The organism is Noviherbaspirillum soli, from assembly GCF_015352955.1.
GTDB lineage: Bacteria > Pseudomonadota > Gammaproteobacteria > Burkholderiales > Burkholderiaceae_D > Noviherbaspirillum_A > Noviherbaspirillum_A soli.
On record NZ_JACYOX010000008.1, the window covers coordinates 52,280 to 76,379 of the forward strand.

Sequence of the window (24,100 nt, forward strand, 5' to 3'; positions counted from 1 at the left end):
GAGCGGCGACGATTATGAATAATTCTCAGCGATAAGCCCAGCCTCGCGCCACTAGCGGCGCAATTTGTTTCATTATCGCAACATATAATCACCGGTAATCTCTGCCGTCACCGCTGCATCGCCTCCCATACCTTCTGCAGCCGCTTGGCCGACACCGGCATCGGCGTCTTCAGCTCCTGCGCAAACAGCGACACCCGCAGCTCTTCCAGCAGCCAGCGGTATTCCTGCATCTTCGGGTCGCGCGCACCCTGCCCTTTCTGCGCCCGCTGCCACGGCGCGGCGGCCTGCTGCCATTCCGCCGTCAGCTTGGCGTCGCGCGCCGGGTCGGCCCGCAGCTTGTCCAGCCGCACGCCGATGGCTTTCAGGTAGCGCGGGAAATGGGCCAGTTGCGCGTAGTCGGTATCGACGATGAAGCGCTTGCCGACCAGGGCCTGCACCTGCGACTGGATATCCGCCACCGCCTGCGCATGCGCACGCGCGCCCTGCAGCTTCTTGGGCAGCGCATGGAATTCCGCCAGCACCTGCGCCGCCAGCCGGGCGATCTCGTTGACCAGCAGCCCCAGCCTGCCCTTGCCCTGGTCGCGCCGGGCGCTGAATTCCTCCGCATTCTTCGGCAGTGGCTCCTGCAGGCAGGCGCGGTCCAGGCCGGCCTCGATGATCTGGTCGCGCAACTCTTCCTGCGAGCCCAGCGCCATGTATTGCATGCCCATCTGCTGCAGGCCGGGGATGTTCTTTTCCAGGAACTTGATCTGCTCCTTCAGCTGCAGGGCGAACAGGCGGCGCAGGCCATTGCGGTGGATGCGCGCCGCCTCGGCCGGGTCGTCGAAGACTTCCAGGTCGCAGTGGCTGCCGCGGTCGACCAGTGCCGGAAAGCCGATCAGCTTTTGCCTGCCTTGCTGGATTTCCAGCAGCTCGGGCAATTCGCCAAACGACCAGGTGGTGAGATTGGTGTAGGCGCCAGGCGCGGCGGCAGCCGTTCCGGCATTGCTGCCCTTGACGTTGCCGACACTGCCTCTGCCCGCCGCCGGCCCCGGCGCATCGGCGATCACGGTCTGCTCGGCGATCTTCTGGAACTGCTCGCGCGCCTGGCCGCCGAACTCGGCCTGCAGCGCCGCCAGGTTGCGGCCCATGTCGAGCTGGCGGCCATGCTCGTCGATCACCTTGAAGTTCATGAAGTGATGCGCCGGCAGGGTCTCCAGCTTGAAGTCACCAACCCTGACCATCACGCCGGTCTGCTCGCGCACATCGGCAATCAGCGCGTCGAGCAGGCTGCCGCGGCCATGTATCTTGCGCTCCTCCACCCTGGCAACGAAACCGGCTGCATAGTCCGGTAGCGGCACGCAGTGGCGGCGCAGCTTCTGCGGCAGCGACTTCAACAGCAGATGTGCCTTGTCCTTCAGCATGCCCGGCACCAGCCATTCGGCCCGCTCGGCCGACACCTGGTTCAGCGCAAACAGCGGCACCGTCAGCGTCACCCCGTCGCGGGCGGCGCCTGGCTCGAAATGATAGGACAGGCCCATCTCCACGCCGGCCACCCGCATTACCTTCGGAAACAGCTCGGTGGTGACGCCGGCGGCTTCATGCCGCATCAGGTCTTCGCGGTTCAGGAACAGCAGCTTCGGATTGTCGGCGCTGGCCTGGCGATACCACTTTTCGAAGGCGGCGCCGTTATGGATGTCCTCCGGGACCAGCTCGTCGTAGAACGCGGCGATCAGCTCGTCGTCCACCAGAACATCCAGGCGGCGTGACTTGTGTTCCAGGTTCTCGATCTCCCGCACCAGCTTCTGGTTGTGGGCCAGGAACGGCGCGCGGGTATCGAAGTCGCCACCGACCAGCGCGTCGCGGATGAAGATCTCGCGCGCTTCGGCCGGGTTGATCGCGCCATAGCTGATGCGGCGCTGGCTATAGACCACCAGGCCGTACAGCGTGGCGCGCTCGGACGCCACCACCTGGGCGCCGCGCTTTTCCCAGCGCGGCTCGCCGTATGACTTCTTCAGCAGGTGGCCGCCGATGCGTTCCAGCCATTCCGGCTGGATCTGCGCGATCGTGCGGGCATACAGCCGGGTGGTGTCGACCAGTTCGGCCGCCACCATCCAGCGCCCGGCCTTCTTCTGCAGGTATGAGCCGGGCCAGATATGGAACTTGATGCCGCGCGCGCCGAGATAGAGGTTGTCCTCTTCCGACTTGAAGCCGATATTGCCCAACAGGCCCGTCAGCAGCGCCGAATGCAGCTGCTCATAGGTGGCCGGCGCATCGTTCAGGCGCCAGCCCTGCTCGCGCACCACGGTCAGCAGCTGGGTATGCACATCGCGCCATTCGCGCAGCCGCATCTGCGACAGGAAATTGGCGCGGCAGTTGTCCTGCAGCTGGCGGTTGGTCTTCTTGTGCTCGATCGCTTCGTCGAACCATTTCCAGATCTTCAGCCAGCTCAGGAACTCTGACTTGTCGTCGGCGAACTTGCGATGCGCCTGGTCGGCCGCTGCCTGCGCTTCCAGCGGCCGGTCGCGCGGGTCCTGCACCGACAGCGCCGAGGCGATGATCAGCATTTCATTCAGGCAGTCATGGTCGCGGCTGGCCAGGATCATGCGGCCCACCCGCGGGTCCAGCGGCAGCTTGGCCAGTTGCCGGCCCAGCGGCGTCAGGGCATTCGCATCGTCCACCGCGCCCAGTTCCTGCAGCAGCTGGTAGCCGTCGGCAATGGCGCGGCCCAGCGGCGGCTCGATGAAGGGGAAGCTTTCGACGTCGGCCAGCTTCAGCGACTTCATGCGCAGGATGACCGCGGCCAGCGACGAGCGCAGGATTTCCGGCTCGGTGAATTTCGGCCGCTGCAGGAAGTCCTGCTCGTCATACAGCCGGATGCACACGCCGGCGGCGACACGGCCGCAACGGCCGGCGCGCTGGTTGGCGGCCGACTGCGCGATCGGCTCGATCTGCAGCTGCTCGACCTTGTTGCGATAGCTGTAGCGCTTCACGCGCGCGGTGCCGGCGTCGACCACATAGCGTATGCCCGGCACCGTCAGCGATGTTTCGGCGACGTTGGTGGCCAGCACGATGCGGCGCGCATTGGTCGGCTTGAACACCCGCTCCTGCTCCTGCGCCGACAGCCGGGCAAACAGCGGCAGGATCTCGACATGCGGCGGATGATGCTTGCGCAGGGTTTCGGCCACGTCGCGGATCTCGCGCTCGCCCGGCAGGAACACCAGCACGTCGCCGGAACCGACGCCGCACAGCTCATCGACGGCATCGGCCACCGCGTCCATCAGGTCGCGCTTCTCGCGGCCCTTCTGCGCTGCGGTCGGCACCGCGCCCGGCTTGGCCGCGCCCTCGCCCGGCTCCACCGGCCGGTAGCGGATTTCCACCGGGTACATGCGGCCCGACACCTCGATCACCGGCGCCGGCTTGCCGTTGCGGCCGAAATGGCGCGCGAAGCGCTCGGCATCGATGGTGGCCGAGGTGATGATGATCTTCAGGTCCGGGCGGCGCGGCAGCAGCTGCTTCAGGTAGCCCAGCAGGAAATCGATGTTCAGGCTGCGCTCATGCGCCTCGTCGATGATGATGGTGTCGTACTGCTTGAGCAACGGGTCGGTCTGGGTTTCGGCCAGCAGGATGCCGTCGGTCATCAGCTTGACCCAGGCGCCCTTGGTCAGGTTGTCGTTGAATCGCACCTTGAAGCCGACATGCTCGCCCAGCGGCGAGCCCAGTTCCTGCGCGATGCGGCGCGCGGTCGAGGAAGCGGCGATGCGGCGCGGCTGGGTGTGGCCGATCAGGCCGCGCTCGCCGCGGCCCAGGGCCAGGCAGATCTTGGGCAGCTGGGTGGTCTTGCCGGAGCCGGTTTCGCCGCTGACGATGATCACCTGATGCGCCGCCAGCGCGGCTGTTATCTCGTCGCGCCGGCCCGAGACCGGCAGTTCTTCGGGAAAATGGATCGCGGGAAGCGGATTGCGCAGGGGTGGCTGCCGACGGCCGTTATCCTGTGGCTGCGGCGGCTGCGGCGCTTGCGGCGTCTGGGCCTGGGATTCTCTATGCATGGATTCTTGGAAAGGTTCAGGTGCAGACTGAGCGGACCGAATTATAATGCCGCTCATGGAAAATCCCGTTCAGTTCGTTGCCTGGCTGCGTTCCGTCGCGCCATATATTCATGCCTTTCGCGGTAAAACATTCGTGGTTGCCTTTCCGGGCGAGCTGGTCAAGGCCGGCGCGCTGCCGGTGCTGGCCCACGACCTGTCATTGCTGCATGCGCTGGGAATTCGCATTGTGGTGGTGCATGGCTCGCGGCCGCAGGTCGAGGAGCAACTGGCCTTGCGCAATGTCGAGGCCCGCTTCCACAAGGGCATCCGCATCACCGACACGGCGGCGCTGGAATGCGCCAAGGAGGCGGCCGGCGAACTGCGGCTGGACATCGAGGCGGCATTCAGCCAGGGCCTGCCCAACACGCCGATGGCGCATGCCGCCATCCGCATCATTTCCGGCAACTTCGTGACCGCCCGGCCGATCGGCATCATCGAAGGCGTCGACCTCGAACTGACCGGCGTGTCCCGGAAGATCGCATATGAGACCATCCAGCCGATTCTCAATGCCGGCGGCCTGGTATTGCTGTCGCCGCTGGGCTTTTCGCCCACCGGCGAGATTTTCAACCTGACCATGGAAGACGTCGCGGTCGCCGCGGCGATCGCGCTGCGCGCCGACAAGCTCATCTTCATCACCGAAACCCCGATGATGACCGACCTGACCGGCGCCGAGATCCACGAACTCTCCAGCCACCAGGCGCGCGCCATCATCGACAGCGGCGCCCTGCCGCCGGATTCGGCCTTCTATCTGAAACATGCGATGCAGGCCTGCACCGGCGGTGTGCCGCGCGCCCACGTCGTGTCGTTCTCCACCGACGGCTCGGCGCTGCTGGAACTGTTCACCCACGATGGCGTCGGCACCATGATCTCGTCGCAGAACCTGGAAAGCCTGCGCGACGCCAGCATCGACGACGTCGGCGGCATCCTGAAGCTGATCGAGCCGCTGGAAGCCGACGGCACCCTGGTCAAGCGCGGCCGCGAGCTGATCGAGCGGGAAATTGATTATTTTTCGGTGATCGAGCATGACGGGGTGATCTTCGGCTGCGCGGCGCTCTATCCTTTCCCCGAGGAACAGATGGCCGAAATGGCTTGCCTGACGGTCAATCCGGAAGTACAGGCGCAGGGCGATGGCGAACGCCTACTGAAGCACATGGAAAACCGGGCGCGGGCGGCTGGCGTGAAGAAACTGTTCGTGCTCACCACCCGCACCGCCCACTGGTTCATCAAGCGCGGCTTCGTGCCGGCCACGGTGGACGACTTGCCGGAAGACCGGCAGCACATGTACAACTGGCAACGCAAGTCGCTCGTGCTGATCAAGACGCTTTAAACGCTTTTTACTACCCTTTAAACGCGCGCATCCAGCCGCACTTATCCGCATCAACCAATTGGAGAATTCTTATGGCCCGCATGGTCCACTGCATCAAACTCAACAAGGAAGCCGAAGGCCTGGATTTCCCGCCCTACCCTGGCGAACTGGGCAAGCGGCTCTGGGAAAACGTGTCCAAGGAAGCCTGGGCCGCCTGGCTCAAGCACCAGACCATGCTGGTCAATGAAAACCGCCTGAACCTGGCCGACACACGGGCACGCAAATATCTGGCGGCGCAGATGGAGAAGCATTTCTTCGGCGAAGGCGCCGATGCGGCGCAGGGTTATGTGCCGCCCGCGGATTGAAATACCGCGTCGACTCGAAGCCGCCCATGGGCGGCTTTTTTTATGCTGTCCCCCGCTACCTGCATTAAATCCTAGCGGTTCCAACTCGATTTTGCATAACTTGTCAGATCGAACATGTCGCGGCTCGACCTTTTATTATTTATTTAAAAACGCTATCAGCGTCCGCTACTGGGCAGAAATGTCGTCACATTTCATGTAAAGGTTTATTAAGAAGACATATCATTGAGGCAGTTCAATCAACTCTGAAATGCCGGACATGCAGGGAGCAATTTTCGGGAAAATTTTTTGGTCCATAGTGTGCCAGTTTTGGCCTTAAAGCCTCTATGCATCAACTCTTTCCGGCAATATAGTCTTCAAATGAAAATTGTTTTTCTTATTACTTGCTTGGAAGTAGGCGGAGCTGAAAATCAGGTAGTTGATCTTGCCGACGCTCTATTTGTACGCGGCCATGAAATCTTGCTAATTTCGATTTCCGGAGAACCGGAAGTGCTCCCCATTCATTCCGGTGTAAGGGTTGAAGCCCTGCACACAACGAAATCGCCAGCCAACCTGCTCATTACCTATTTTCACGTATGCCGCCTGCTTCGCCGTTTCCGACCGGACGTGGTGCATAGCCATATGATTCATGCAAATCTCTTTGCGAGAATGTTGCGGTTAGCCGTGCCCATACCACGTTTGATCTGCACCGCGCACAGCATTAACGAAGGCGGTTGGGTACGCATGGGGATGTACCGATGGAGCGACCGAATGGCTGAAATCACCACCAACGTCAGTCAAGCAGCGGTCGAGCGTTACATTGCTTGCGCGGCAGTGCCGCGACACAAAGCGCTCGTATCCTATAACGGGATCGATTGCGACCGTTTTCGGTTCGATCCCGTGCGGCGAGCCAAGGTTCGAAATGATCTCGGTACGATTCCGAATACCAAGGTGTTTTTAGCTGCCGGCAATTTTAGTGATGCCAAAGATTATCCCAATTTGCTTAATGCGTTTTCAGCCGTGGCCGCGCGACGCGCCGATTGTGTGTTGTGGATTGCCGGGGTTGGACCGGAGTATGACCATATCCAAGCCTTGGCAGCCACCTCAGCCTGGCACGACCGGATCAAATTCCTTGGCCTTCGGCGCGACATGGATGCGCTGATGAGTGCAGCCGATGTCTTCGTCCTGTCGTCTGCATGGGAAGGTTTTCCGCTGGTAATTGGAGAAGCAATGGCATGCGAGCGCGTCGTTGTCGCCACTGAAGCTGGCGGGGTGCCGGAATGGCTTGGCAGTTGCGGCTACATCGTGCGGACTCGGGATAGTACAGCGCTCGCAAATGCGATGCTGCAGGCCGTTGAACTGGATGACGACGAACGACGCTCACAGGGATTAGTCGCACGGAAGCGTGTGAGAAAGCATTATTCGCTCAAATCAACTGTGCGGCGATGGGAACGCATCTATTGCGGAAATGTGAATGCGGGCAAAACGACCTAGGAATTGGCATAAGCAAGCCAGTGATTGGAGCCGTATCGGAGCACACTAGCTTTACGGCGAAAATTGCTCTCGAGGGTTCAATCATGCCCGGTCATTCATGTTGGTCCATTACACATAGAGGTGTGTCGCTCCCATTATGCCAAGCTTCGATCGGTGATATCGACCAAGGCAACATTGCAGTCATAAATCCTGACTTCGAATCAAGCCGTAGCCCCTATCCCCGACAAAGTTTGCTGCTAATTTTCCAATTAATCTCCGTTCGGGATAGGGCGAGGTATCGGAGAATTAGCGCTGTGCTCGCCATGGGCAAATGCCGCTTTTTGAGCGCAAGACAGTGAGCAATCACACTGGTCAGGCAGTCGACGACGAAATTAAAGCAAAAGCGGTAACGAGTTTGTTCCACCGGGAAATACCGCGCCATGCGAAACCCAACTGACTGCGCCGAGCGCGGTATTGTTGGCCAGCGCGGCATTGAACCCGATAAAGCACCGATCACCGACCTTGACCCGGCCACCCGCGGTAACGCTGCCGCGGAGGAAGCAATGATCGGTGATGACAGTCCGCTGGCGACGGTAACCCGACCAGCGGGTAAGCTTTTTAAAACACCAGTTTTTTGACGCCTTCGCTGGTTCCCAGCAGCGCCACGTCAGCACACCGCTGCGCAAACAAGCCCACCGTCACCACACCGACGATATTGTTGACGGTCGCTTCGAACTGGGCCGGATTGCTGATCTGCAAGCCAGTCACGTCCAGGATGTAGCAGCCGTTGTCGGTGACCAGAGGCTGGCCGTCCTTCATGCGCAGGGTCGGCTGGCCACCGAGCGCCGCCAGCTTGCGGCTGACGACGCGGTGCGACATCGGGATCACCTCCACCGGCAGCGGAAACCTGCCCAGGGTGTCGACCAGCTTGGAGCCGTCGGCGATGCAGATGAACTTGTCCGCCGCCGAGGTAACGATCTTCTCCCGCGTCAATGCCGCGCCGCCGCCCTTGATCATCGCGCCCTGGGCGTTGATCTCGTCCGCGCCGTCGATATAGACCGGCAGGGAATCCACTTCATTCAAATCGAACACGCGGATGCCATGCGAGCGCAGCCGGGCCGCCGTGGCTTCCGACGAGGCGACCGCACCGCGGATGCGGTCACGCACCTTGCCCAGTTCGTCAATGAAGAAATTGGCGGTGGAGCCGGTGCCGACGCCGATGATGGCGCCGTCTTCCACGTAATCGATGGCTGCGCGGGCAACTGCCTGCTTTTGTTCGTCCTGGGTCATGATGGTGAGAGCAAAAAGGTAAAAGCGGCATTTTACGCGCTTGGCCTTCAAGCGTCCTTCAGACGCCGGTCTCTTCCTCGCTGTTTTTCCGCGGATAGATGCGCAGCAGCACGATGCGCGGCCCGTTCATTTTCTTGACCACCACGTCAAACTGGGCAAACGCGATCTTCTGTCCTTCGCGCGGAATGTCGCCCAGCTTTTCCATCACCAGGCCGCCGACCGAGTCGGCCTCTTCCAGATCGACTTCCTCATTCTCCACGTCGATACCCAGCGCCCGCTCCAGCGTGAAAATCGGCAGGCTGCCCTTGCCCATCAGGGTGCCGTCGTCCAGCCGGGTCCAGTCGTTGTCGCTCTGGCGGAATTCATCGCGGATTTCGCCCACCAGCGCGCCCAGCAGATTGTCCAGCGTCAGGAAGCCAATCGGCTTGTGGCCCTTCTTGCCTACCACGGCGAAATGCGGCGCGCCCGTGCGGAAGCGGCGCATCAGTTCCACCGCCGGCATGCGCGGCGTCACATGCGACACCGGCCGCAGGAAGGGCGTCAGGTCGGTGATCTTGCGGCCGTCCTGCTCCGCCAGGAACAAATCCTTCAAGTGGATCACGCCCAGGACTTCGATGCCATCCTCGGCAAAATAGGGATAGCGGCTGTAGCGCGTGCGATAAACAGTGGCAAGGTTTTCAGCCAGCGAGAGGCCGCGGTGCAGAGCGGCAATTTCATGGATGGGGCGCATCAGGTCGGCCACGTCCAGGTCGCCGAAGTCGAGCGTCTGCGCCAGCACATTCCATTCATCGGCGCTGAATTTGCTGCTGTTGCGGCTGCTGCGCAGGATCAGCTTCAATTCTTCCGCCGAATAATGCGTGTCGTGGCCGCCGGAGGCGTTCAGGCCAGCCAGGCGCAGCACGCCGTTCGCGCTCGCATTCAACACCCAGATAATCGGATACATCGTCCAGTAAAAGCTGTACAGCGGCGTTGCGGCCCACAGGCCGATACGCTCGGGATAACGGATTGCCATCGATTTGGGCGCCAGCTCGCCGACCACGATATGCAGGAAGGAGATCAGGAAGAATGCGAAGAAGAAGGACACGCCGTGGATGATTTCCGGTGACGTCACGCCTGCCAGCGCGAACAGCGGCTCGAGCAACCGGGCGAAGGCGGGTTCGCCAACCCAGCCCAGGCCCAGCGAAGCCAGCGTGATGCCAAGCTGGCAGGCCGAAAGATAGGCATCGAGCTGGCCGTGCACCTTGGCCAGCATGCGGCCGCGCAAGCCATGGGTCCTGGCGATGGCGCGGATGCGGGTCTGCCGCAGCTTGACCAGGCCGAATTCGGCAGCCACGAAAAATCCGTTCAGTGCGACCAGGAACAGGGCAAGAATGACCAGCAAAAAGTTGTTCATACAAAAGTTGTTGTTAGCGAACGGGCATTATCAGCGAGATTGACCACTTGTGCTAACAACACCCATGCAGGCGCCAGCATGCCAGGCGGCTTGTCACAGCGGCAGGCAGATTACCAGGGTCAGGCCGATTCCCGGCGCGCTGACGATATCGAACTTGCCTCCCAGCGCCACGACCCGCTCGCTGATGCCAGCCAGGCCGAAGCTGCCGGCACGGCAACAGTCTTCCGGCTGCGCGCCCCTGCCATTGTCGGTGATGGTCATGTTGACTGCGCGGGCGGTGCTGCCCAGCGTGATCGTGACCTCGCTGGCGTTGGCATGGCGCAGCACATTGGTCAGGGCTTCCTGGACAATGCGAAACAGCGCGGTCGCCACGCGTTCGTCCAGGTCGGTCGCGCCAGTATTCCAGGCCAGGTGACAATGTATGCCGCTGCGGCGCTGGAACTGCCCGACCTGCCATTCGATCGCCGCATCCAGCCCCAGGTCGAGCACCGGCGGACGCAGGTCATTGATGATGTTGCGCACTGCCCTGATGGTGATATCGATCTGCGAAAGCGCCAGTCCGACACGCTCGCGCAGCCGGGCATGGCTGCCGACACGAAGATGCAGGCTGGTCACATCCAGCCGCAGCGCCAGCAGCGTCTGCCCCAGTTCATCATGGATTTCCCGGGCAATACGCTTGCGCTCCTGTTCCTTGATCGACTCCCGGTGCGCCGTCAGCTGGCGCAGCGCATGCTCCGAGCGCTTGCGCTGGCTGATATCCCGCCCTGTGCCGCGGTAGCCGGCAAACTGCCTTTCCTCGTCGTACACGGGTTCGCCATTGACACTCAGCCAGACCTGTTGGCCGTGGTTCAGCGTCAGCAGGTATTCGAAATTCTGAAATGGCTGGTGCGCCTCCACCAGCGCCCGGTGCGCGGCCAGATCTTCCGGATCGGCCGACTGCGCCACATCCCAGCGCGTGCGGCCGATGACCCTGGCCAGCATGCCTGGCGCTTCCTTGACCTTGCGTCCCGCCAGCAGGCTGAAACGGTAAGCGGTGTCCTGTTCCCAGTACCAGTCGGACGAGAGGTCTACCAGGCGCCGGAAACGGTCCTCGCTGCGGCTCAGGGCCAGCGCGATGTCGCGGCGCTCGGCGATATCCCGGTTCAGCATCGCATTGGCATGCGCCAGGTCCAGCGTGCGCCGGTTCAGTTTTCTCAGGTAGGCTGCGGCCGACAGGGTCGAAGCCAAGCCCAGCAGCAGCACCAGAAGTGAACCCGCATGATGTTCGGGAAGGAATTTGCGCGCGGCCCCGGCAGTGAGGCGCCAGGCGCTGCCGGCGATCTCGATATCCTCATGCAGCAACAGAGGCCGGGCGCCGAACAGCCTGGCCACATGCTCTTCGAGCCAGAAGACATCCGACGCCAGGCCGGCACTGCGGAAAACCTCCTCCGGCATCTGACCCGCAGCCAATGAATGTACGCTCAGCGTCAATCTTGAATTGCTTGCCCCCCTGGTCGATGCCAGTATCCGCGCAAACAGTTCATCGGCGAGAAACACGGCGGCGTTGTAGCCGGCCACGCGCATCGGCGCGGCGCCCTCCCCGCTGTCTTTCCCTGCATAGACGGGCAACAGCACCAGGAAGCCTTTCTTCATTCCCTTGTATTGCGGCAGTCCAAACAGCGCCGTCGCTGCGGGCAGGCCAAGCTGCACAGCCCGTCGCGCCGCCACGCTATGCACCTCCAGGAAGCTCGAATCCATGCCAAACACCACTTCGTTTCCGGCCAGCGGCTCAATGTATTCGATGACCCGGTATGTCGAGCGGTCGCCGGCACGGACCAGACTGCCATCCGGCGCCAGTTCGGTAATTTCAAATCCAGGAAAGCTCAGACGCATGCGCGCTTCGTACGCTGCCCGCTCCTGGGCCGGGACGATGCGTTGAAAACCCAGCGCGACGAGGTAAGGATGTGCCTGCAGCAAGGGTCGGGTATAGGTTCTGAACTGTTCGGCGCTGACCGTACCCATTGCGGCAAATAGATGATTCACACCATGCAGGGCCGCCATCGCCCCTTCGGTGCCGATGCGGATTGCGGTGAAGCGACGCTGTGCAAGGTCACGAAAGTGGAGCTCTTCCTGACGCGTTTCCAGCCGGCTCACCAGAAAAAAAAGCGCTCCGGTGGCGCACAAGCCGGCCACGAACACCGACAGCAGCACCATGCGCGCCGATAGCGGCGGCAAAGCGGACGTGCGACGCGATAGCGGCATGGGCCTCCCGGCTGGCGCAAGGGTGCTTCGTACGGAATCGGGGTAATTGGGTCGCCGAGCAAGCAGACGGCGGGAGCGGCAGGCGCCGGTCGAGGGGGATTCTATTTCAGCTCGGGGGCCGCCTCAACAGAATTGTCGAGCGGATTGCCGCTTTCATCGGCCCGGCGTGAAACAGGAATTGATTGAGAATCAAAAGGACGATCACCGCCTTTACGGACAAGGCGGTGAGGCCGGCGTGGCCTGCTGCGGCCACGCCGGAAAATGATCAGCCGCGCAGCGCCGAGGCCGCCCGTGCCAGCGCGGTGATGCGGTCCCAGTCGCCCGCGACCAGCGCCTCCTTGGGCGTGAGCCAGGAGCCGCCAACGCAAGCCACATTGCGGCAGGCCAGGAATTGCGGCGCATTGTCCTGCGACACGCCGCCGGTAGGGCAGAACATCACGTCGCCCAGCGGTCCGGCCAGCGCATTGAGCATGCCGACGCCGCCCGCCTGCATGGCCGGGAACAGTTTCAGCTGGCGAAAGCCGGCCTCGCGTGCGGCCATCACCTCGGATGGCGTCATCACGCCGGGCAACAGCGGCAGGCCGCTGGCCCTGGCGGCTTCGATCAGCGCCGGCGTCAGGCCGGGCGACACGCCAAATACGGCGCCTGCGTCGCGCGCCGCCGCGAATTCACGCGGCTGGGTCAGGGTGCCGACGCCGACGATGGCGTCGGGCACCTGTTCGGCCATCGCCCTGATGGCTGGCAGGCCATGGGCGGTGCGCAGGGTCACTTCCAGCACCCGGATGCCGCCCGCCACCAGCGCGCGCGCCAGCGGCACCGCATGGTTGATGTCGTCGATGGCGATGACGGGAATCACCGCCGAGGTGCGCATGATGTCAAGCACGGACAGGTTGGCCATTAGCCGATCTCCTTCTGGGTTGTCGCGTCGCCGCTGCCGGAGCGGACCAGCGTGTCTTCATCGCTGAATTCCTTGGATTCCTTCTCGCCGCCCGGCTGGTTGATTTCCGGGTCCACCCGCTTGATCAGCGGCGGCAGGCCGAAGGTGGCGGCGCCTTCCTCGGCGGTGGTGACGGCGTTGCGGAACATCGCAAACAGTTCGCGGCCATGGCCGACCTCGTTCGAGGCCAGGTCGGCCGACTCGCGTATGCGCGCATTCCACTCGTCCTCCGGCACCAGCGCCTGCAGCACGCCCTGCTCCGCATCGAGCAGGATCATGTCGCCGGTGCGCACCTTGCCCAGCGGACCGCCGGCCAGCACTTCCGGCGACACGTGGATCGCGGCCGGCACCTTGCCCGATGCGCCCGACATGCGGCCATCGGTGACCAGCGCCACATGGCGGCCGGCGTCCTGCAGCACGCCCAGCGCCGGCGTCAGGGAATGCAGTTCCGGCATGCCGTTGGCGCGCGGGCCCTGGAAACGCACCACGGCGACGAAGTCACGATCGAGCTTGCCATCGTTGAAGTCATGCAGGAAAGCTTCCTGCGAATCGAACACGATGGCCGGCGCCTTCACCACCCGGTACTGCGGCTTGACGGCAGACACCTTGATCACCGAGCGGCCCAGGTTGCCCGACATCAGGCGCAGGCCGCCATCGGCCGAAAACGGCGCGCTGGCCGGCCGCACCACATTCTCGTCGCCGCTCTGCGCCGGCGCCTCGCGCCAGGTCAGCTTGCCGTCGATCAGGAGCGGCTCGGCCGCATGCTTGCGCAGGCCCTGGCCGAGAATGGTCTTCACGTCCTCATGCAGCAGGCCGGCGTCCAGCAGTTCGCGGATCACGAAGCCGGTGCCGCCAGCGGCATGGAAATGGTTCACATCGGCTTCGCCATTGGGATAGATGCGAGCCAGCAGCGGCACCACGCCCGACAGCTCGCTGAAGTCGTTCCAGTCGATCACGATGCCGGCCGCGCGGGCGATCGCCACCAGATGCATGGTGTGATTGGTCGAGCCGCCGGTGGTCAGCAGCGCGACGATGGCATTGACGATGGCCTTCTCGTCGACCACATGGCCGACCGGCAGATATTCGCCGGACTGGTCGGTGATCTGCACCGCCCGCTGGGCCGCGGCCGCGGTCAGCGCATCGCGCAGCGGCGTGCCGGGCGTGATGAAGGCCGCGCCCGGCAGATGCAGGCCCATCACTTCCATCAGCATCTGGTTGCTGTTGGCGGTGCCGTAGAAGGTGCAGGTGCCGGCCGAATGGTAGGAGCGCGATTCGGCTTCCAGCAGTTCATCGCGTGACAGCTTGCCCTGGGCGTACAGCTGGCGGATGCGCGCCTTTTCCGAATTGGCCATGCCGGTGGTCATCGGTCCGCCGGGGATGAACACCGCCGGCAGATGGGAATAATGCAGCGCGCCGATCAAGAGGCCCGGCACGATCTTGTCGCAGATGCCGAGATAGACGGCGGCGTCGAACATGTTGTGCGACAGCGCGACTGCGGTCGCCATGGCGATGGTGTCGCGGGAAAACAGCGACAGCTCCATGCCCGGCTGGCCCTGGGTGACGCCGTCGCACATGGCGGGCGTGCCCCCGGCGAACTGGGCCACGCCGCCGACCTGGCGCACGGCTTCCTTGATTTTGGCCGGGAAATGCTCGAAGGGCTGGTGCGCCGACAGCATGTCGTTGTAAGAGGATACGATGGCCACCGACGGCTTTTTCTGCTCCTTCAGCACCAGCTTGTCATTGGCCGGGAAGGCAGCGAAGCCGTGGGCGAGATTGGTACAGCCGAGGGCGCCGCGCTGCACGCCCTGGCGCCGTGCCAGCTCCAGCCGGGTCAGGTAGGCGCTGCGGTACGGCCGGCTGCGCTCGATGATGCGTTCGGTGACGGACGCGACGACAGGATTGAGCGTCATGAAGGTTCCTCGCTAAAAATAATCGTGAAATTATACTACAAAATAGGGTCTCGGAATTTCCCCTGCAAGCCCGCTCTGCGCTTGATCTGGCGCAATGAAAAGAGTGGCTTTTCCTGCTTGCGCTCACAAGACTCATAGCGTAAGGTATGCTCTTCTTCGAACCCTGCGTAGCCAGTGCAATAACATGTAGTGAAATTACTTAAAGTTCCTATATACTTGACTGAATTTCATCTTTCATCCGTTCCCATGTCCGCTAACGACCTGCGCTCCTCACCTGCCTGGACCGCCTTGCAGCGCCATTTCCCCGACACCCGCGACTGGCGGCTGCGCGACCTGTTTGATGCCGACAGCCACCGTTTCCAGTCCTTTTCGGAACAGGCGGCCGGCGTCTTTCTCGACTATTCCAAGAACCTGGTGTCGCGCGACACCATGGACCTGCTGTGTGCCCTGGCGCGGGAGCGCGGCGTCGAGGCGCGGCGGGAAGCGATGTTCAACGGCGAGAAGATCAACCATACCGAGCAGCGCGCCGTGCTGCACACCCTCCTGCGCGCGCCCCGTGGCGAACCGCTGGTCATCGATGGACAGGACCTGGCCGCCGAGGTTCACCAGGTACTGGATCGGCTTGGACATTTCGCCGAGCGGGTGCGTTCCGGCGCCTGGACCGGCTACACCGGCCAGCCGATCACCGATGTCGTCAATATCGGCATCGGCGGCTCCTATCTCGGCCCGAAAATGGCGTGCCAGGCGCTGCGCAGCGTCAGCCACCCGCGCATTGCGATGCATTTCGTCTCGAATGTCGACGGCCACGACCTCGATGCGCTGCTGGCGCGGGTCAAGCCCGAGACCACGCTGTTCATCGTCGCCTCCAAGACCTTCACCACCCAGGAAACCATGATGAATGCGCAGTCGGCGCGCGCCTGGTTCCTGATGCACGGCGAGGAAAAACACCTGGCGCAGCATTTCGTCGCGGTGTCCACGAACACCAAGGCGGTGACCGAATTCGGCATCGATCCGGCCAACATGTTCGGCTTCTGGGACTGGGTCGGCGGCCGCTACTCGGTCTGGTCCGCGATCGGCCTGCCGCTGGCCATCGCCATCGGCGCCGATGGCTTCCGCGAATTCCTGTCCGGCGCCCACGGCATGGACCAGCATTTCCGCAGCGCCCCGCTGGAGCGCAACCTGCCGGCCATACTGGCGCTGGTGGGCATCTGGAACCGCAATTTCCTCGGCAGCACCTCGATCTCGATCGCGCCCTATCACCAGGACCTGGCCAGCTTCCCCGGCTACCTGGAGCAGCTGGAAATGGAAAGCAACGGCAAGGGCGTGGACCTGGACGGCGCGCCGGTCGCGGCCGCCACCTGCCCGGTGATCTGGGGCGACACCGGCACCAACGGCCAGCATGCCTACTTCCAGATGCTGCACCAGGGCACCGATCCGGTGCCGGTCGACTTCATCGCGGCGCTGCAGCCCTCGCATGCGCTGCCCGGCCACCAGGAAGCGCTGCTGGCCAATTGCTTCGCCCAGAGCGAGGCGCTGATGCGCGGCAAGACCGCCGATGAAGTGCGTGCCGAACTGCAGGCGCAGGGCATGGCCGGGGAACGTATCGAAGCGCTGGTGGCGCATCGCACCTTCCCCGGCAACCGACCCAGCAATACCTTGCTGCTGGATGCGCTGACGCCGGCCAGCCTGGGCGCGCTGATCGCGCTGTACGAGCACAAGGTATTCGTGCAGGGCGTGATCTGGGGCGTCAACAGCTTCGACCAGTGGGGCGTGGAACTGGGCAAGGTGCTGGCCAAGGCGATCCAGCATGAACTGAGCGGCGCCACCAACGTCGGGGCGCACGACGCCTCCACCAACGGCCTGATCGCACGCGCCCGCCAGGCGCTGCTGGCCCAACCTTCTACGGATGCATAGTCCATGGCAATGAGCGATTTCGATTTTGTCCTGTTCGGCGGCGGCGGCGACCTCGCCATGCGCAAGCTGATCCCTGCCCTGTACGCCTTGAGCCGCGGCAAGGGCTTTCCGCCGTCGGGCCGCGTGATCGCGGTCGGCCGCCACGAATGGCGCCGCGAGCAATACATCGAGGAGATCACGCGCCAGGCCAAGCCCCATATCGAAAAGGAGCGGCTGGACGAAGCCGCCTGGAAAGCCTTCTGCGAGCGGGTCGATTACGTCTCGCTCGACGCCACAGACGCCGGCACCTACGCCCCGCTGAAGGAGGCGCTGCGCGACGACGAGAAGCTGACCCGCGTCTATTACCTGGCCACCCCGCCCAGCCTGTTCGCCGCCATCTGCGGCAACCTGGCCGACGCCGGCCTGGCCACCCCGAATGCCCGCGTGGTGCTGGAAAAGCCGCTCGGCCGCGACCTGGAGAGCGCGCGCCAGATCAATGCCGATGTCGGCCGCGTGTTCGCCGAATCGCAGATCTTCCGCATCGACCATTACCTCGGCAAGGAAGCGGTGCAGAACCTGCTGGCGCTGCGCTTCGGCAATATCCTGTTCGAGCCGCTGTGGCGGCGCGAATGGATTTCCGACGTGCAGATCACCATCGCGGAGGAACTCGGCGTGGGCAACCGCATGGGCTATTACGAAACCTCGGGCGCGCTGCGCGACATGCTGCAGAACCATCTGCTGCAGCTGCTGTGCATCGTCGCGATGGAGCCGCCGGTCGACAGCACGCCCGACGCGGTGCGCGATGAAAAACTGAAGGTGCTGCGGGCGCTGCGCCGCTTCACGCCCAACACCCTGGTGCAGAACGTGGTGCGCGGCCAGTACAAGAGCGGCCATGTGCAGGGCGAGGCAGTGCCTGGCTACCGCAAGGAGCAGGACGCCAATCCCGGCTCCCGCACCGAGACCTTCGTCGCGGTCAAGGCCGAGATCGACACCTGGCGCTGGTCCGGCGTGCCCTTCTACCTGCGCACCGGCAAGCGCATGGCCGACTCGCTGGCCGAAATCGTGGTGCGCTTCAAATCGATCCCGCATTCCATCTTCAACCAGCCCATCAGCAGCTTCCAGCCGAACTCGCTGGTGATCCGGCTCCAGCCCGACGAAGGCCTGAGCCTGAACCTGATGGCCAAGACGCCAGGCGACGGCATGCGCCTGAAGCTGGTCGACCTGGAACTGGACTTCCGCGAAACCTTCAAGAAGCCGCGCATGGAAGCCTACGAGCGGCTGCTGATGGACGTGCTGCGCGGCCAGCTCACGCTGTTCATGCGCAGCGACGAACTGGAAGCGGCCTGGGAATGGGTCGAGCCCATCCTGCATTTCTGGGACCAGGAGGACAACGACCCGGTGTTCTACAGCGCCGGCTCCTGGGGGCCGGGCGCGGCCAGCGCGCTGATTGGCCGCGACGGCCTGCAGTGGCGCGAAGAAGCGCTGCCGGAGGACTGAGCGGCCATGCTGCTGGATGCCATCCGCAACCAGATGGATGCGTTGTCGAAGTCCGAGCGCAAGGTGGCGATGGCGGTGCTGGACAATCCGCAGCTGACCATCTCGGAAAACATCACCGCGCTGGCGCGCACCGCACAGGTGTCGGAGCCGACCGTGGTGCGCTTTTGCCGCGCGGTCGGCTGCGATGGCTGGCATGAATTCAAGCTCAAGCTGGCCCAGGGCCTGGCGCTGGCGCCCAGCGGCCGCGACGAGACGCCGCTGCAGGACGACCTGGCCGAAGACCTTGTCAGCAAGATCTGCGGCCGCTCGGTCAATACCCTGCTCGACCTGCGCAACACGCTGGACCCGCAGGCGGTGCAGCGCGCGCTCGACATCCTGGCGGCGGCGGCCAAGATCGAGTTCTACGGCCAGGGCAGCTCCGGCCTGGTGGCGGCCGACGCCCAGCACAAGTTCTTCCGTTCCGGCGTGCCCACGGTCGCCTATTCCGATCCGCATATCCATGCGATCTCGGCCGCGCTGCTGGAGGCCGGCGACGCGGTGGTGGCGATCTCGCAGCGCGGCGGCAGCACCGCGCTCCTGCACAGCGTGCAGCTGGCGCGCCGCGCCGGGGCCGACGTGATCGTGATCGCGCCGTCCGGCACGCCGCTGGCGGCGCTGGCCACCGTGCTGCTGCCGGTCGACCTGCCGGTCGACACCGACCCCTACCGCCCCATCACGGCGCGCCTGGCGCACCTGGTGGTGATCGACATCCTGGCCGTGGGCCTGGCGCTGCGGCGCGGGCCGGATTTCCGGCGCCGGATGGAGGCGGCGCAAAAGGCGCTGCAGCGCATCGACATACAGTTCGACTCCTACACGGAGGCGCCGGAGCCGCCCTAGCCGCCGTGACGTCCATAGCCGCCGGTGCGGCCGGCGATTACACTATGCCCGCCGACCACCGATTACCTTCTCACCGCGAACCCAACCATGAACCAACTCGAACAGCTCAAGCAATACACCACCATCGTTGCCGACACGGGCGACTTCCAGTCCATCGAGGCCTATTCGCCGCAAGACGCCACCACCAACCCGTCGCTGATCCTGAAGGCGGTGCAGAAGGATGAATACCGTCCGCTGCTGGAGCAGGCCGCACGCGACTTCAATGGCAAGGGAGCGGGCCACATCATCGACCAGCTGCTGGTGGCGTTCGGCCGGCGCATCCTCGATATCATTCCGGGCCGCGTCTCCACCGAGGTCGACGCCCGGCTGTCGTTCGACACCGAAGCCACCATCGCTAAGGGCCGCGAGCTGATCGCGCTGTACGAAGCCGCCGGCGTTTCGCGCGAGCGGGTGCTGATCAAGATCGCCTCCACGTGGGAAGGCATCCGCGCCGCCGAGGCGCTGGAGCGCGACGGCATCCGCTGCAACATGACGCTGCTGTTCTCGCTGCCGCAGGCGGTGGCCTGCGCCGACGCCGGCGCCCAGCTGATTTCTCCCTTCGTCGGCCGCATCTACGACTGGTACAAGAAATCCACCGGCCACGAATACAGCGGCGCCGACGATCCCGGCGTGCAGTCGGTGCAGCGCATCTACAACTACTACCGCAAGTTCGGCCACAAGACCGAAGTCATGGGCGCGAGCTTCCGCAACATCTCGCAGATCGTCGAGCTGGCCGGCTGCGACCTCCTGACCATCAGCCCGGAACTGCTGCAGAAGCTGGCCGACGGCACCGCGCCGGTGACCAGGAAGCTCAGCCCGGATGCGGCCCGCGACAGCGACCTGCAAAAGCTCAACCTGGATGAGAAGTCCTTCCGCTTCCAGCTCAATGAAGACGCGATGGCAACCGAGAAGCTGGCCGAAGGCATACGCCAGTTCTGCGCCGACGCGGTGAAGCTGGAAGGCCTGATCGCGGCGCTGTAAGCAAACACGGCGCCGCGACGGCGGCGCCATGAAAAACGGGCGGCCAGAAGGCCGCCCGTTTTTCATTCTGCAACAGGCCTCATGCCCGTTCGCGCACCCAGCCGGCCACGCCTTCCAGCGCCCGCGGCAAGCCGCTCGGGTCGGTGCCGCCGGCCTGCGCCATGTCGGGCCGGCCGCCGCCCTTGCCGCCCACCTGCTGGGCCACGAAGTTCACCAGCTCGCCGGCCTTGACCTTGCCGGTGGCATCGGGCGTCACGCCCGCGATCAGGCTGACCTTGCCGTCATTGACCGCCGCCAGCACGATGGCGGCCGACTTGAGCTTGTCCTTCAACTTGTCCATCGTGCTGCGCAGCGCGGCGACGTCGGCGCCGTCCAGCGTGGCCGCCAGCACTTTCAGGCCATTGATGTCAACCGCCTGGCCCACCAGCTCGTCGCCCTTGCTGGCCGCGGCCTTGGCCTTCATCGCGTTCAGTTCGCGTTCCAGGCTGCGCACCTGGTCCTGCACCTGCTGGATGCGGGCAGCCAGTTCGTCCGGCTGCGCCTTCAGCGCGGCAGCCGCCTCGCTGACCTGCGACGACAGCTTCTGCACCAGCGCCAGCGCGTTGTCGCCGGTGACGGCTTCCACGCGGCGGATGCCCGAGGCCACGCCGCCTTCGGAGACGATCTTGAACAGGCCGATGTCGCCGGTGCGGGTGACATGGGTGCCGCCGCACAGTTCGCGCGAGGAGCCTATGCCCAGCACCCGCACCTCATCGCCATACTTCTCGCCGAACAGCGCCATCGCGCCATGGGAAATGGCGTCGTCGTAGGGCATGTGCTTCGCTTCGGTCGCGTGGTTTTCCAGGATCTCGTGGTTGACGATGGCTTCGACGCGGCGGATCTCGTCCTGCGTCAGCGGCGCATTGTGGCTGAAGTCGAAGCGGGTCTTGTCGGCGTCGACCAGCGAGCCCTTCTGCGACACATGGCCGCCCAGCACCATGCGCAGCGCCTTGTGCATCAGGTGGGTGGCCGAGTGGTTGCGCATGGTCTGCGCGCGGTGGCGCGCATCCACCCTGGCGTCGAGCACATCGCCGACCGCCAGCGTGCCCGATTCCAGCACGCCATGGTGGCCATGCACGTCCGGCTGCAGCTTCTTCGTGTCCTGCACCCGGAACGCGCCGGCTTCCGATTCCAGCGTGCCGATGTCGCCGGCCTGGCCGCCGGACTCGGCGTAGAACGGCGTGCTGTCCAGCACCACGATCGCTTCCTGGCCAGCCTCGATCTTCTCCACCGCCGCGCCATTGACGTACAGCGCCAGCACCTCGCCTTCCTGCTGCAGGGTGTCGTAGCCGACGAAGCGGGTTTTCGGGCCGCTGTACTCGACCGAGGTCGCCATCTCGAACTTGCCGGCCGCGCGCGCGGTCGACTTCTGGTGCGCCATCGCGGCCTGGAAACCTTCTTCATCCAGCGTGACGTCGCGCTCGCGGCAGATGTCGGCGGTCAGGTCCAGCGGGAAGCCGTAGGTGTCGTACAGCGTGAAGGCGGTCTTGCCGTCCAGGTGGGCCGGGTCTTTCGCCAGCGCCGCTTCCAGGATCTTCATGCCGTTTTCCAGCGTCTCGCCGAAGCGCTCTTCCTCGACCTTCAGCGCCTGCTCGACGCGGGCGGCGGCTTCCTTCAGCTCCGGATAGGCATTGCCCATCTCCTGCACAAGGTCCGGCACCAGGCGGTGGAAGAACGGCTTGGTCTGGCCCAGCTTGTGGCCATGGCGCAGCGCGCGGCGGATGATACGGCGCAGCACATAGCCGCGGCCCTCGCTGGACGGAATCACGCCGTCGACGATCAGGAAGGCGCAGGCACGGATATGGTCGGCGATCACGCGCAGCGAATTGTTGGCCAGATCCGTGGTATTGGTTTCGCGGGCGGCGGCGGCGATCAGGCGGGCGAACAGGTCGATCTCATAGTTGCTGTGCACATGCTGCAGCACCGCGGCCAGGCGCTCCAGGCCCATGCCGGTATCGACGCAGGGCGCCGGCAGCGGCGTCAGCGTGGCCACGCCGTTGGCGTCGATCTGCCGGTCGAACTGCATGAACACGTTGTTCCAGATCTCGATATAGCGGTCGCCGTCCTGCTCCGGGCTGCCCGGCGGGCCGCCCCAGACGTCCGGGCCATGGTCGTAGAAGATCTCGGAGCACGGACCGCAGGGGCCGGTGTCGGCCATCTGCCAGAAATTGTCGGACGCATACGGCGCGCCCTTGTTGTCCCCGATGCGCACCACGCGCTCGGCCGGCAGGCCGATCACATTGACCCAGATGTCGAAGGCTTCGTCGTCGGTTTCATAGACGGTGGCCCACAGCTTTTCCGGCGGCAGGCCGTAGACCGTGGTCAGCAGCTCCCAGGCCCAGACCAGCGCGTCGCGCTTGAAGTAGTCGCCGAAGGACCAGTTGCCCAGCATCTCGAAGAAGGTATGGTGGCGCGCGGTGTAGCCGACGTTTTCCAGGTCATTGTGCTTGCCGCCGGCGCGCAGGCAGCGCTGCACCGAGGCGGCCCGCACGTAGTTGCGCTTGTCGGTGCCGAGGAACACGTCCTTGAACTGCACCATGCCGGAGTTGGTGAACAACAGCGTCGGGTCGTTGCCCGGCACCAGGCTGGACGAACGGACGACGGTGTGGCCTTTGGATTCGAAAAACTTGAGGAATTTATCGCGTATATCGGACGAGTTCATGGTCTGGGCGCAGTAGGGGCATATTGCAAACGGCTGATTATACGGGATACGGGATGGGCGGGAATTGGTAAGCGCCAGAGGCGGCCGTGGCTGGTAGCAAACGCATGGCGTAAGCAAGAGCAACACCGATTTCCACGCTGGAAACACGACTGACAATTATCTCCAGTTGACCAGATCGGTGTCACTAACCGAACCCTTCATCCCAACGGTATCGCTTGCGGCAACGATTCCAGAAGCTGCTTAGCGGAAATAATTGGTCCGACGGCTTAAAACGCAATGGCAGAACGCGAATCAGAAAATGGCCATCCTGCTGATGCGGGCAATACTGATTGAGACCATTACGCAGGTGCGAATGCAACTGTAGAAGTGCCTGCACTGCATTTGAAAACAATAGATGGCATTAAAGGAGCATCTGTGGACTCAAGAGAGCCGATCAACATAAATATGATTTACCACACCTGCACATCAATGATAAGAAATCGGCACCACCCAAACCCTGGATTTCCTGTACAACATTTTTAAATGATTCCATTACACGGTGAAGCCGGACATTGGCACGTGAAGCGCATACCAGGTTTTTCATTTTGCGAAAAACGATGTCAACACAAAGCGATACGCCAACCATAGAAGCATTTCTTTTTCGGATTCAGGTTCCAGCTGTGAGCAAGCGCCTGTTTGTGCGACCGAAAAATCCGCGCACCTCTCAAGTGGATTCCAGTTCAAAAGCTCGGACAGATTTCCTGGGTCAAAAACGTTTGGTTTTCGGGGCGCTTCCGCTTCCTCATGCGATGCTTTACTTTCAAAATAAAAATTTTCCATTGCCCGGCCTGGTGAAGGTGGGGTTGAGCTATTCATGGCGTTTCCTCCGTTAAATGCTATTCATTTAATGACCAACACAACAGAACCATCCTGACTTAATAACTGCCGTGGTTGAAAAATTTCTAATTGAGTCCCGTATGCATTGCTTGCGGTGGCTCTTCGCATTCCCAAAAATGCGATGGATTGGTTAACCGAATCCACAAGACTGTTCCACAAGAGGGAGCATTAAAATTGGCATGACAAAAACGCGTTTAACAAATTGCTGGTCAGTTTCTGCTAAAAAATGCATCGCGCATCGCAAAGAAGGTAAGGGCCTTGCCCCCAGTCTGAAATTAT

At 63.3% G+C, this 24,100-nt stretch carries 16 protein-coding genes; 8 read left to right on the forward strand and 8 right to left on the reverse strand.

Annotated features, from left to right (window positions below):
* Nucleotides 1-107: 107 nt before the first annotated feature.
* Complete coding sequence (gene hrpA, locus IGW04_RS08750) at nucleotides 108-4,028, reverse strand: ATP-dependent RNA helicase HrpA (RefSeq protein WP_194712685.1); 3,921 nt, start codon at nucleotides 4,026-4,028, stop codon at nucleotides 108-110.
* A 55-nt stretch (nucleotides 4,029-4,083) separates the two neighbouring features.
* Between hrpA and argA the strand changes: the two genes are divergently transcribed.
* The 4 genes from argA (at nucleotide 4,084) to IGW04_RS25650 (ending at nucleotide 7,825) form a co-directional block, all read left to right on the forward strand.
* Nucleotides 4,084-5,394: an amino-acid N-acetyltransferase gene (gene argA / locus IGW04_RS08755; protein ID WP_194712686.1), complete on the forward strand. Its 1,311-nt coding sequence runs from the start codon at nucleotides 4,084-4,086 to the stop codon at nucleotides 5,392-5,394.
* Nucleotides 5,395-5,465: 71 nt separating this feature from the next.
* The gene (locus tag IGW04_RS08760; protein WP_194712687.1) at nucleotides 5,466-5,738 is read left to right on the forward strand and encodes an oxidative damage protection protein; all 273 of its coding nucleotides are present in this window, start codon (nucleotides 5,466-5,468) and stop codon (nucleotides 5,736-5,738) included.
* Between the two features lie 357 nt (nucleotides 5,739-6,095).
* Nucleotides 6,096-7,208 carry a glycosyltransferase gene (locus tag IGW04_RS08765; RefSeq protein ID WP_194712688.1) on the forward strand — a complete coding sequence of 371 codons (1,113 nt, stop codon included), beginning with the start codon at nucleotides 6,096-6,098 and terminating at the stop codon, nucleotides 7,206-7,208.
* A 419-nt stretch (nucleotides 7,209-7,627) separates the two neighbouring features.
* Nucleotides 7,628-7,825 (forward strand): hypothetical protein, encoded by a 198-nt coding sequence (locus IGW04_RS25650; RefSeq protein WP_228526953.1) that lies wholly within the window; start codon nucleotides 7,628-7,630, stop codon nucleotides 7,823-7,825.
* Here IGW04_RS25650 and rpiA read toward each other — a convergent pair.
* From rpiA to edd, 5 genes are all read right to left on the reverse strand, one after another.
* Nucleotides 7,806-8,477 carry a ribose-5-phosphate isomerase RpiA gene (gene rpiA / locus IGW04_RS08775; RefSeq protein WP_194712690.1) on the reverse strand — a complete coding sequence of 224 codons (672 nt, stop codon included), beginning with the start codon at nucleotides 8,475-8,477 and terminating at the stop codon, nucleotides 7,806-7,808. The two genes, IGW04_RS25650 and rpiA, sit on opposite strands and share 20 nt — an antisense overlap.
* 58 nt (nucleotides 8,478-8,535) lie before the next feature.
* Nucleotides 8,536-9,870, reverse strand: a complete 1,335-nt coding sequence (locus IGW04_RS08780; protein WP_194712691.1) for a hemolysin family protein — start codon at nucleotides 9,868-9,870, stop codon at nucleotides 8,536-8,538.
* Between the two features lie 93 nt (nucleotides 9,871-9,963).
* Nucleotides 9,964-12,111: a sensor histidine kinase gene (locus IGW04_RS08785; RefSeq protein WP_194712692.1), complete on the reverse strand. Its 2,148-nt coding sequence runs from the start codon at nucleotides 12,109-12,111 to the stop codon at nucleotides 9,964-9,966.
* A 265-nt stretch (nucleotides 12,112-12,376) separates the two neighbouring features.
* A complete protein-coding gene (gene eda, locus IGW04_RS08790; protein WP_194712693.1) occupies nucleotides 12,377-13,009 on the reverse strand; it encodes a bifunctional 4-hydroxy-2-oxoglutarate aldolase/2-dehydro-3-deoxy-phosphogluconate aldolase in 633 nt (210 codons plus the stop codon).
* Entirely contained in the window at nucleotides 13,009-14,958 is a 1,950-nt protein-coding gene (gene edd, locus IGW04_RS08795) for a phosphogluconate dehydratase (RefSeq protein ID WP_194712694.1), read from the reverse strand. Before edd ends, eda begins: the two co-directional genes overlap by 1 nt.
* Nucleotides 14,959-15,204: 246 nt before the next feature.
* Here edd and pgi point away from each other — a divergent pair, with 246 nt between their 5' ends.
* The 4 genes from pgi (at nucleotide 15,205) to tal (ending at nucleotide 20,244) form a co-directional block, all read left to right on the forward strand.
* Nucleotides 15,205-16,872, forward strand: coding sequence for a glucose-6-phosphate isomerase (gene pgi, locus IGW04_RS08800; RefSeq protein WP_194712695.1), 1,668 nt, complete (start codon nucleotides 15,205-15,207; stop codon nucleotides 16,870-16,872).
* Nucleotides 16,873-16,875: 3 nt separating this feature from the next.
* On the forward strand, nucleotides 16,876-18,348 hold the full coding sequence (gene zwf / locus IGW04_RS08805) for a glucose-6-phosphate dehydrogenase (protein WP_194712696.1): 1,473 nt from the start codon (nucleotides 16,876-16,878) through the stop codon (nucleotides 18,346-18,348).
* Nucleotides 18,349-18,354: 6 nt separating this feature from the next.
* Nucleotides 18,355-19,224 (forward strand): SIS domain-containing protein, encoded by an 870-nt coding sequence (locus IGW04_RS08810; protein ID WP_194712697.1) that lies wholly within the window; start codon nucleotides 18,355-18,357, stop codon nucleotides 19,222-19,224.
* A gap of 87 nt (nucleotides 19,225-19,311) precedes the next feature.
* Nucleotides 19,312-20,244: a transaldolase gene (gene tal, locus IGW04_RS08815; RefSeq protein ID WP_194712698.1), complete on the forward strand. Its 933-nt coding sequence runs from the start codon at nucleotides 19,312-19,314 to the stop codon at nucleotides 20,242-20,244.
* A gap of 79 nt (nucleotides 20,245-20,323) precedes the next feature.
* Here tal and alaS read toward each other — a convergent pair whose 3' ends face one another.
* Nucleotides 20,324-22,945 carry an alanine--tRNA ligase gene (alaS, locus tag IGW04_RS08820; protein WP_194712699.1) on the reverse strand — a complete coding sequence of 874 codons (2,622 nt, stop codon included), beginning with the start codon at nucleotides 22,943-22,945 and terminating at the stop codon, nucleotides 20,324-20,326.
* A 579-nt stretch (nucleotides 22,946-23,524) separates the two neighbouring features.
* A complete protein-coding gene (locus tag IGW04_RS08825) occupies nucleotides 23,525-23,800 on the reverse strand; it encodes a hypothetical protein (protein ID WP_194712700.1) in 276 nt (91 codons plus the stop codon).
* Between the last annotated feature and the right edge of the window lie 300 nt (nucleotides 23,801-24,100).

What these genes read in the sequence shown, in the direction of transcription:
- hrpA (WP_194712685.1), bottom strand. Translation starts at nt 4,028, where the DNA reads ATGCATAGAGAATCCCAGGCCCAGACGCCGCAAGCGCCGCAGCCGCCG.
- argA (WP_194712686.1), top strand. Translation starts at nt 4,084, where the DNA reads ATGGAAAATCCCGTTCAGTTCGTTGCCTGGCTGCGTTCCGTCGCGCCA.
- IGW04_RS08760 (WP_194712687.1), top strand. Translation starts at nt 5,466, where the DNA reads ATGGCCCGCATGGTCCACTGCATCAAACTCAACAAGGAAGCCGAAGGC.
- IGW04_RS08765 (WP_194712688.1), top strand. Translation starts at nt 6,096, where the DNA reads ATGAAAATTGTTTTTCTTATTACTTGCTTGGAAGTAGGCGGAGCTGAA.
- IGW04_RS25650 (WP_228526953.1), top strand. Translation starts at nt 7,628, where the DNA reads ATGCGAAACCCAACTGACTGCGCCGAGCGCGGTATTGTTGGCCAGCGC.
- rpiA (WP_194712690.1), bottom strand. Translation starts at nt 8,477, where the DNA reads ATGACCCAGGACGAACAAAAGCAGGCAGTTGCCCGCGCAGCCATCGAT.
- IGW04_RS08780 (WP_194712691.1), bottom strand. Translation starts at nt 9,870, where the DNA reads ATGAACAACTTTTTGCTGGTCATTCTTGCCCTGTTCCTGGTCGCACTG.
- IGW04_RS08785 (WP_194712692.1), bottom strand. Translation starts at nt 12,111, where the DNA reads ATGCCGCTATCGCGTCGCACGTCCGCTTTGCCGCCGCTATCGGCGCGC.
- eda (WP_194712693.1), bottom strand. Translation starts at nt 13,009, where the DNA reads ATGGCCAACCTGTCCGTGCTTGACATCATGCGCACCTCGGCGGTGATT.
- edd (WP_194712694.1), bottom strand. Translation starts at nt 14,958, where the DNA reads ATGACGCTCAATCCTGTCGTCGCGTCCGTCACCGAACGCATCATCGAG.
- pgi (WP_194712695.1), top strand. Translation starts at nt 15,205, where the DNA reads ATGTCCGCTAACGACCTGCGCTCCTCACCTGCCTGGACCGCCTTGCAG.
- zwf (WP_194712696.1), top strand. Translation starts at nt 16,876, where the DNA reads ATGGCAATGAGCGATTTCGATTTTGTCCTGTTCGGCGGCGGCGGCGAC.
- IGW04_RS08810 (WP_194712697.1), top strand. Translation starts at nt 18,355, where the DNA reads ATGCTGCTGGATGCCATCCGCAACCAGATGGATGCGTTGTCGAAGTCC.
- tal (WP_194712698.1), top strand. Translation starts at nt 19,312, where the DNA reads ATGAACCAACTCGAACAGCTCAAGCAATACACCACCATCGTTGCCGAC.
- alaS (WP_194712699.1), bottom strand. Translation starts at nt 22,945, where the DNA reads ATGAACTCGTCCGATATACGCGATAAATTCCTCAAGTTTTTCGAATCC.
- IGW04_RS08825 (WP_194712700.1), bottom strand. Translation starts at nt 23,800, where the DNA reads ATGAATAGCTCAACCCCACCTTCACCAGGCCGGGCAATGGAAAATTTT.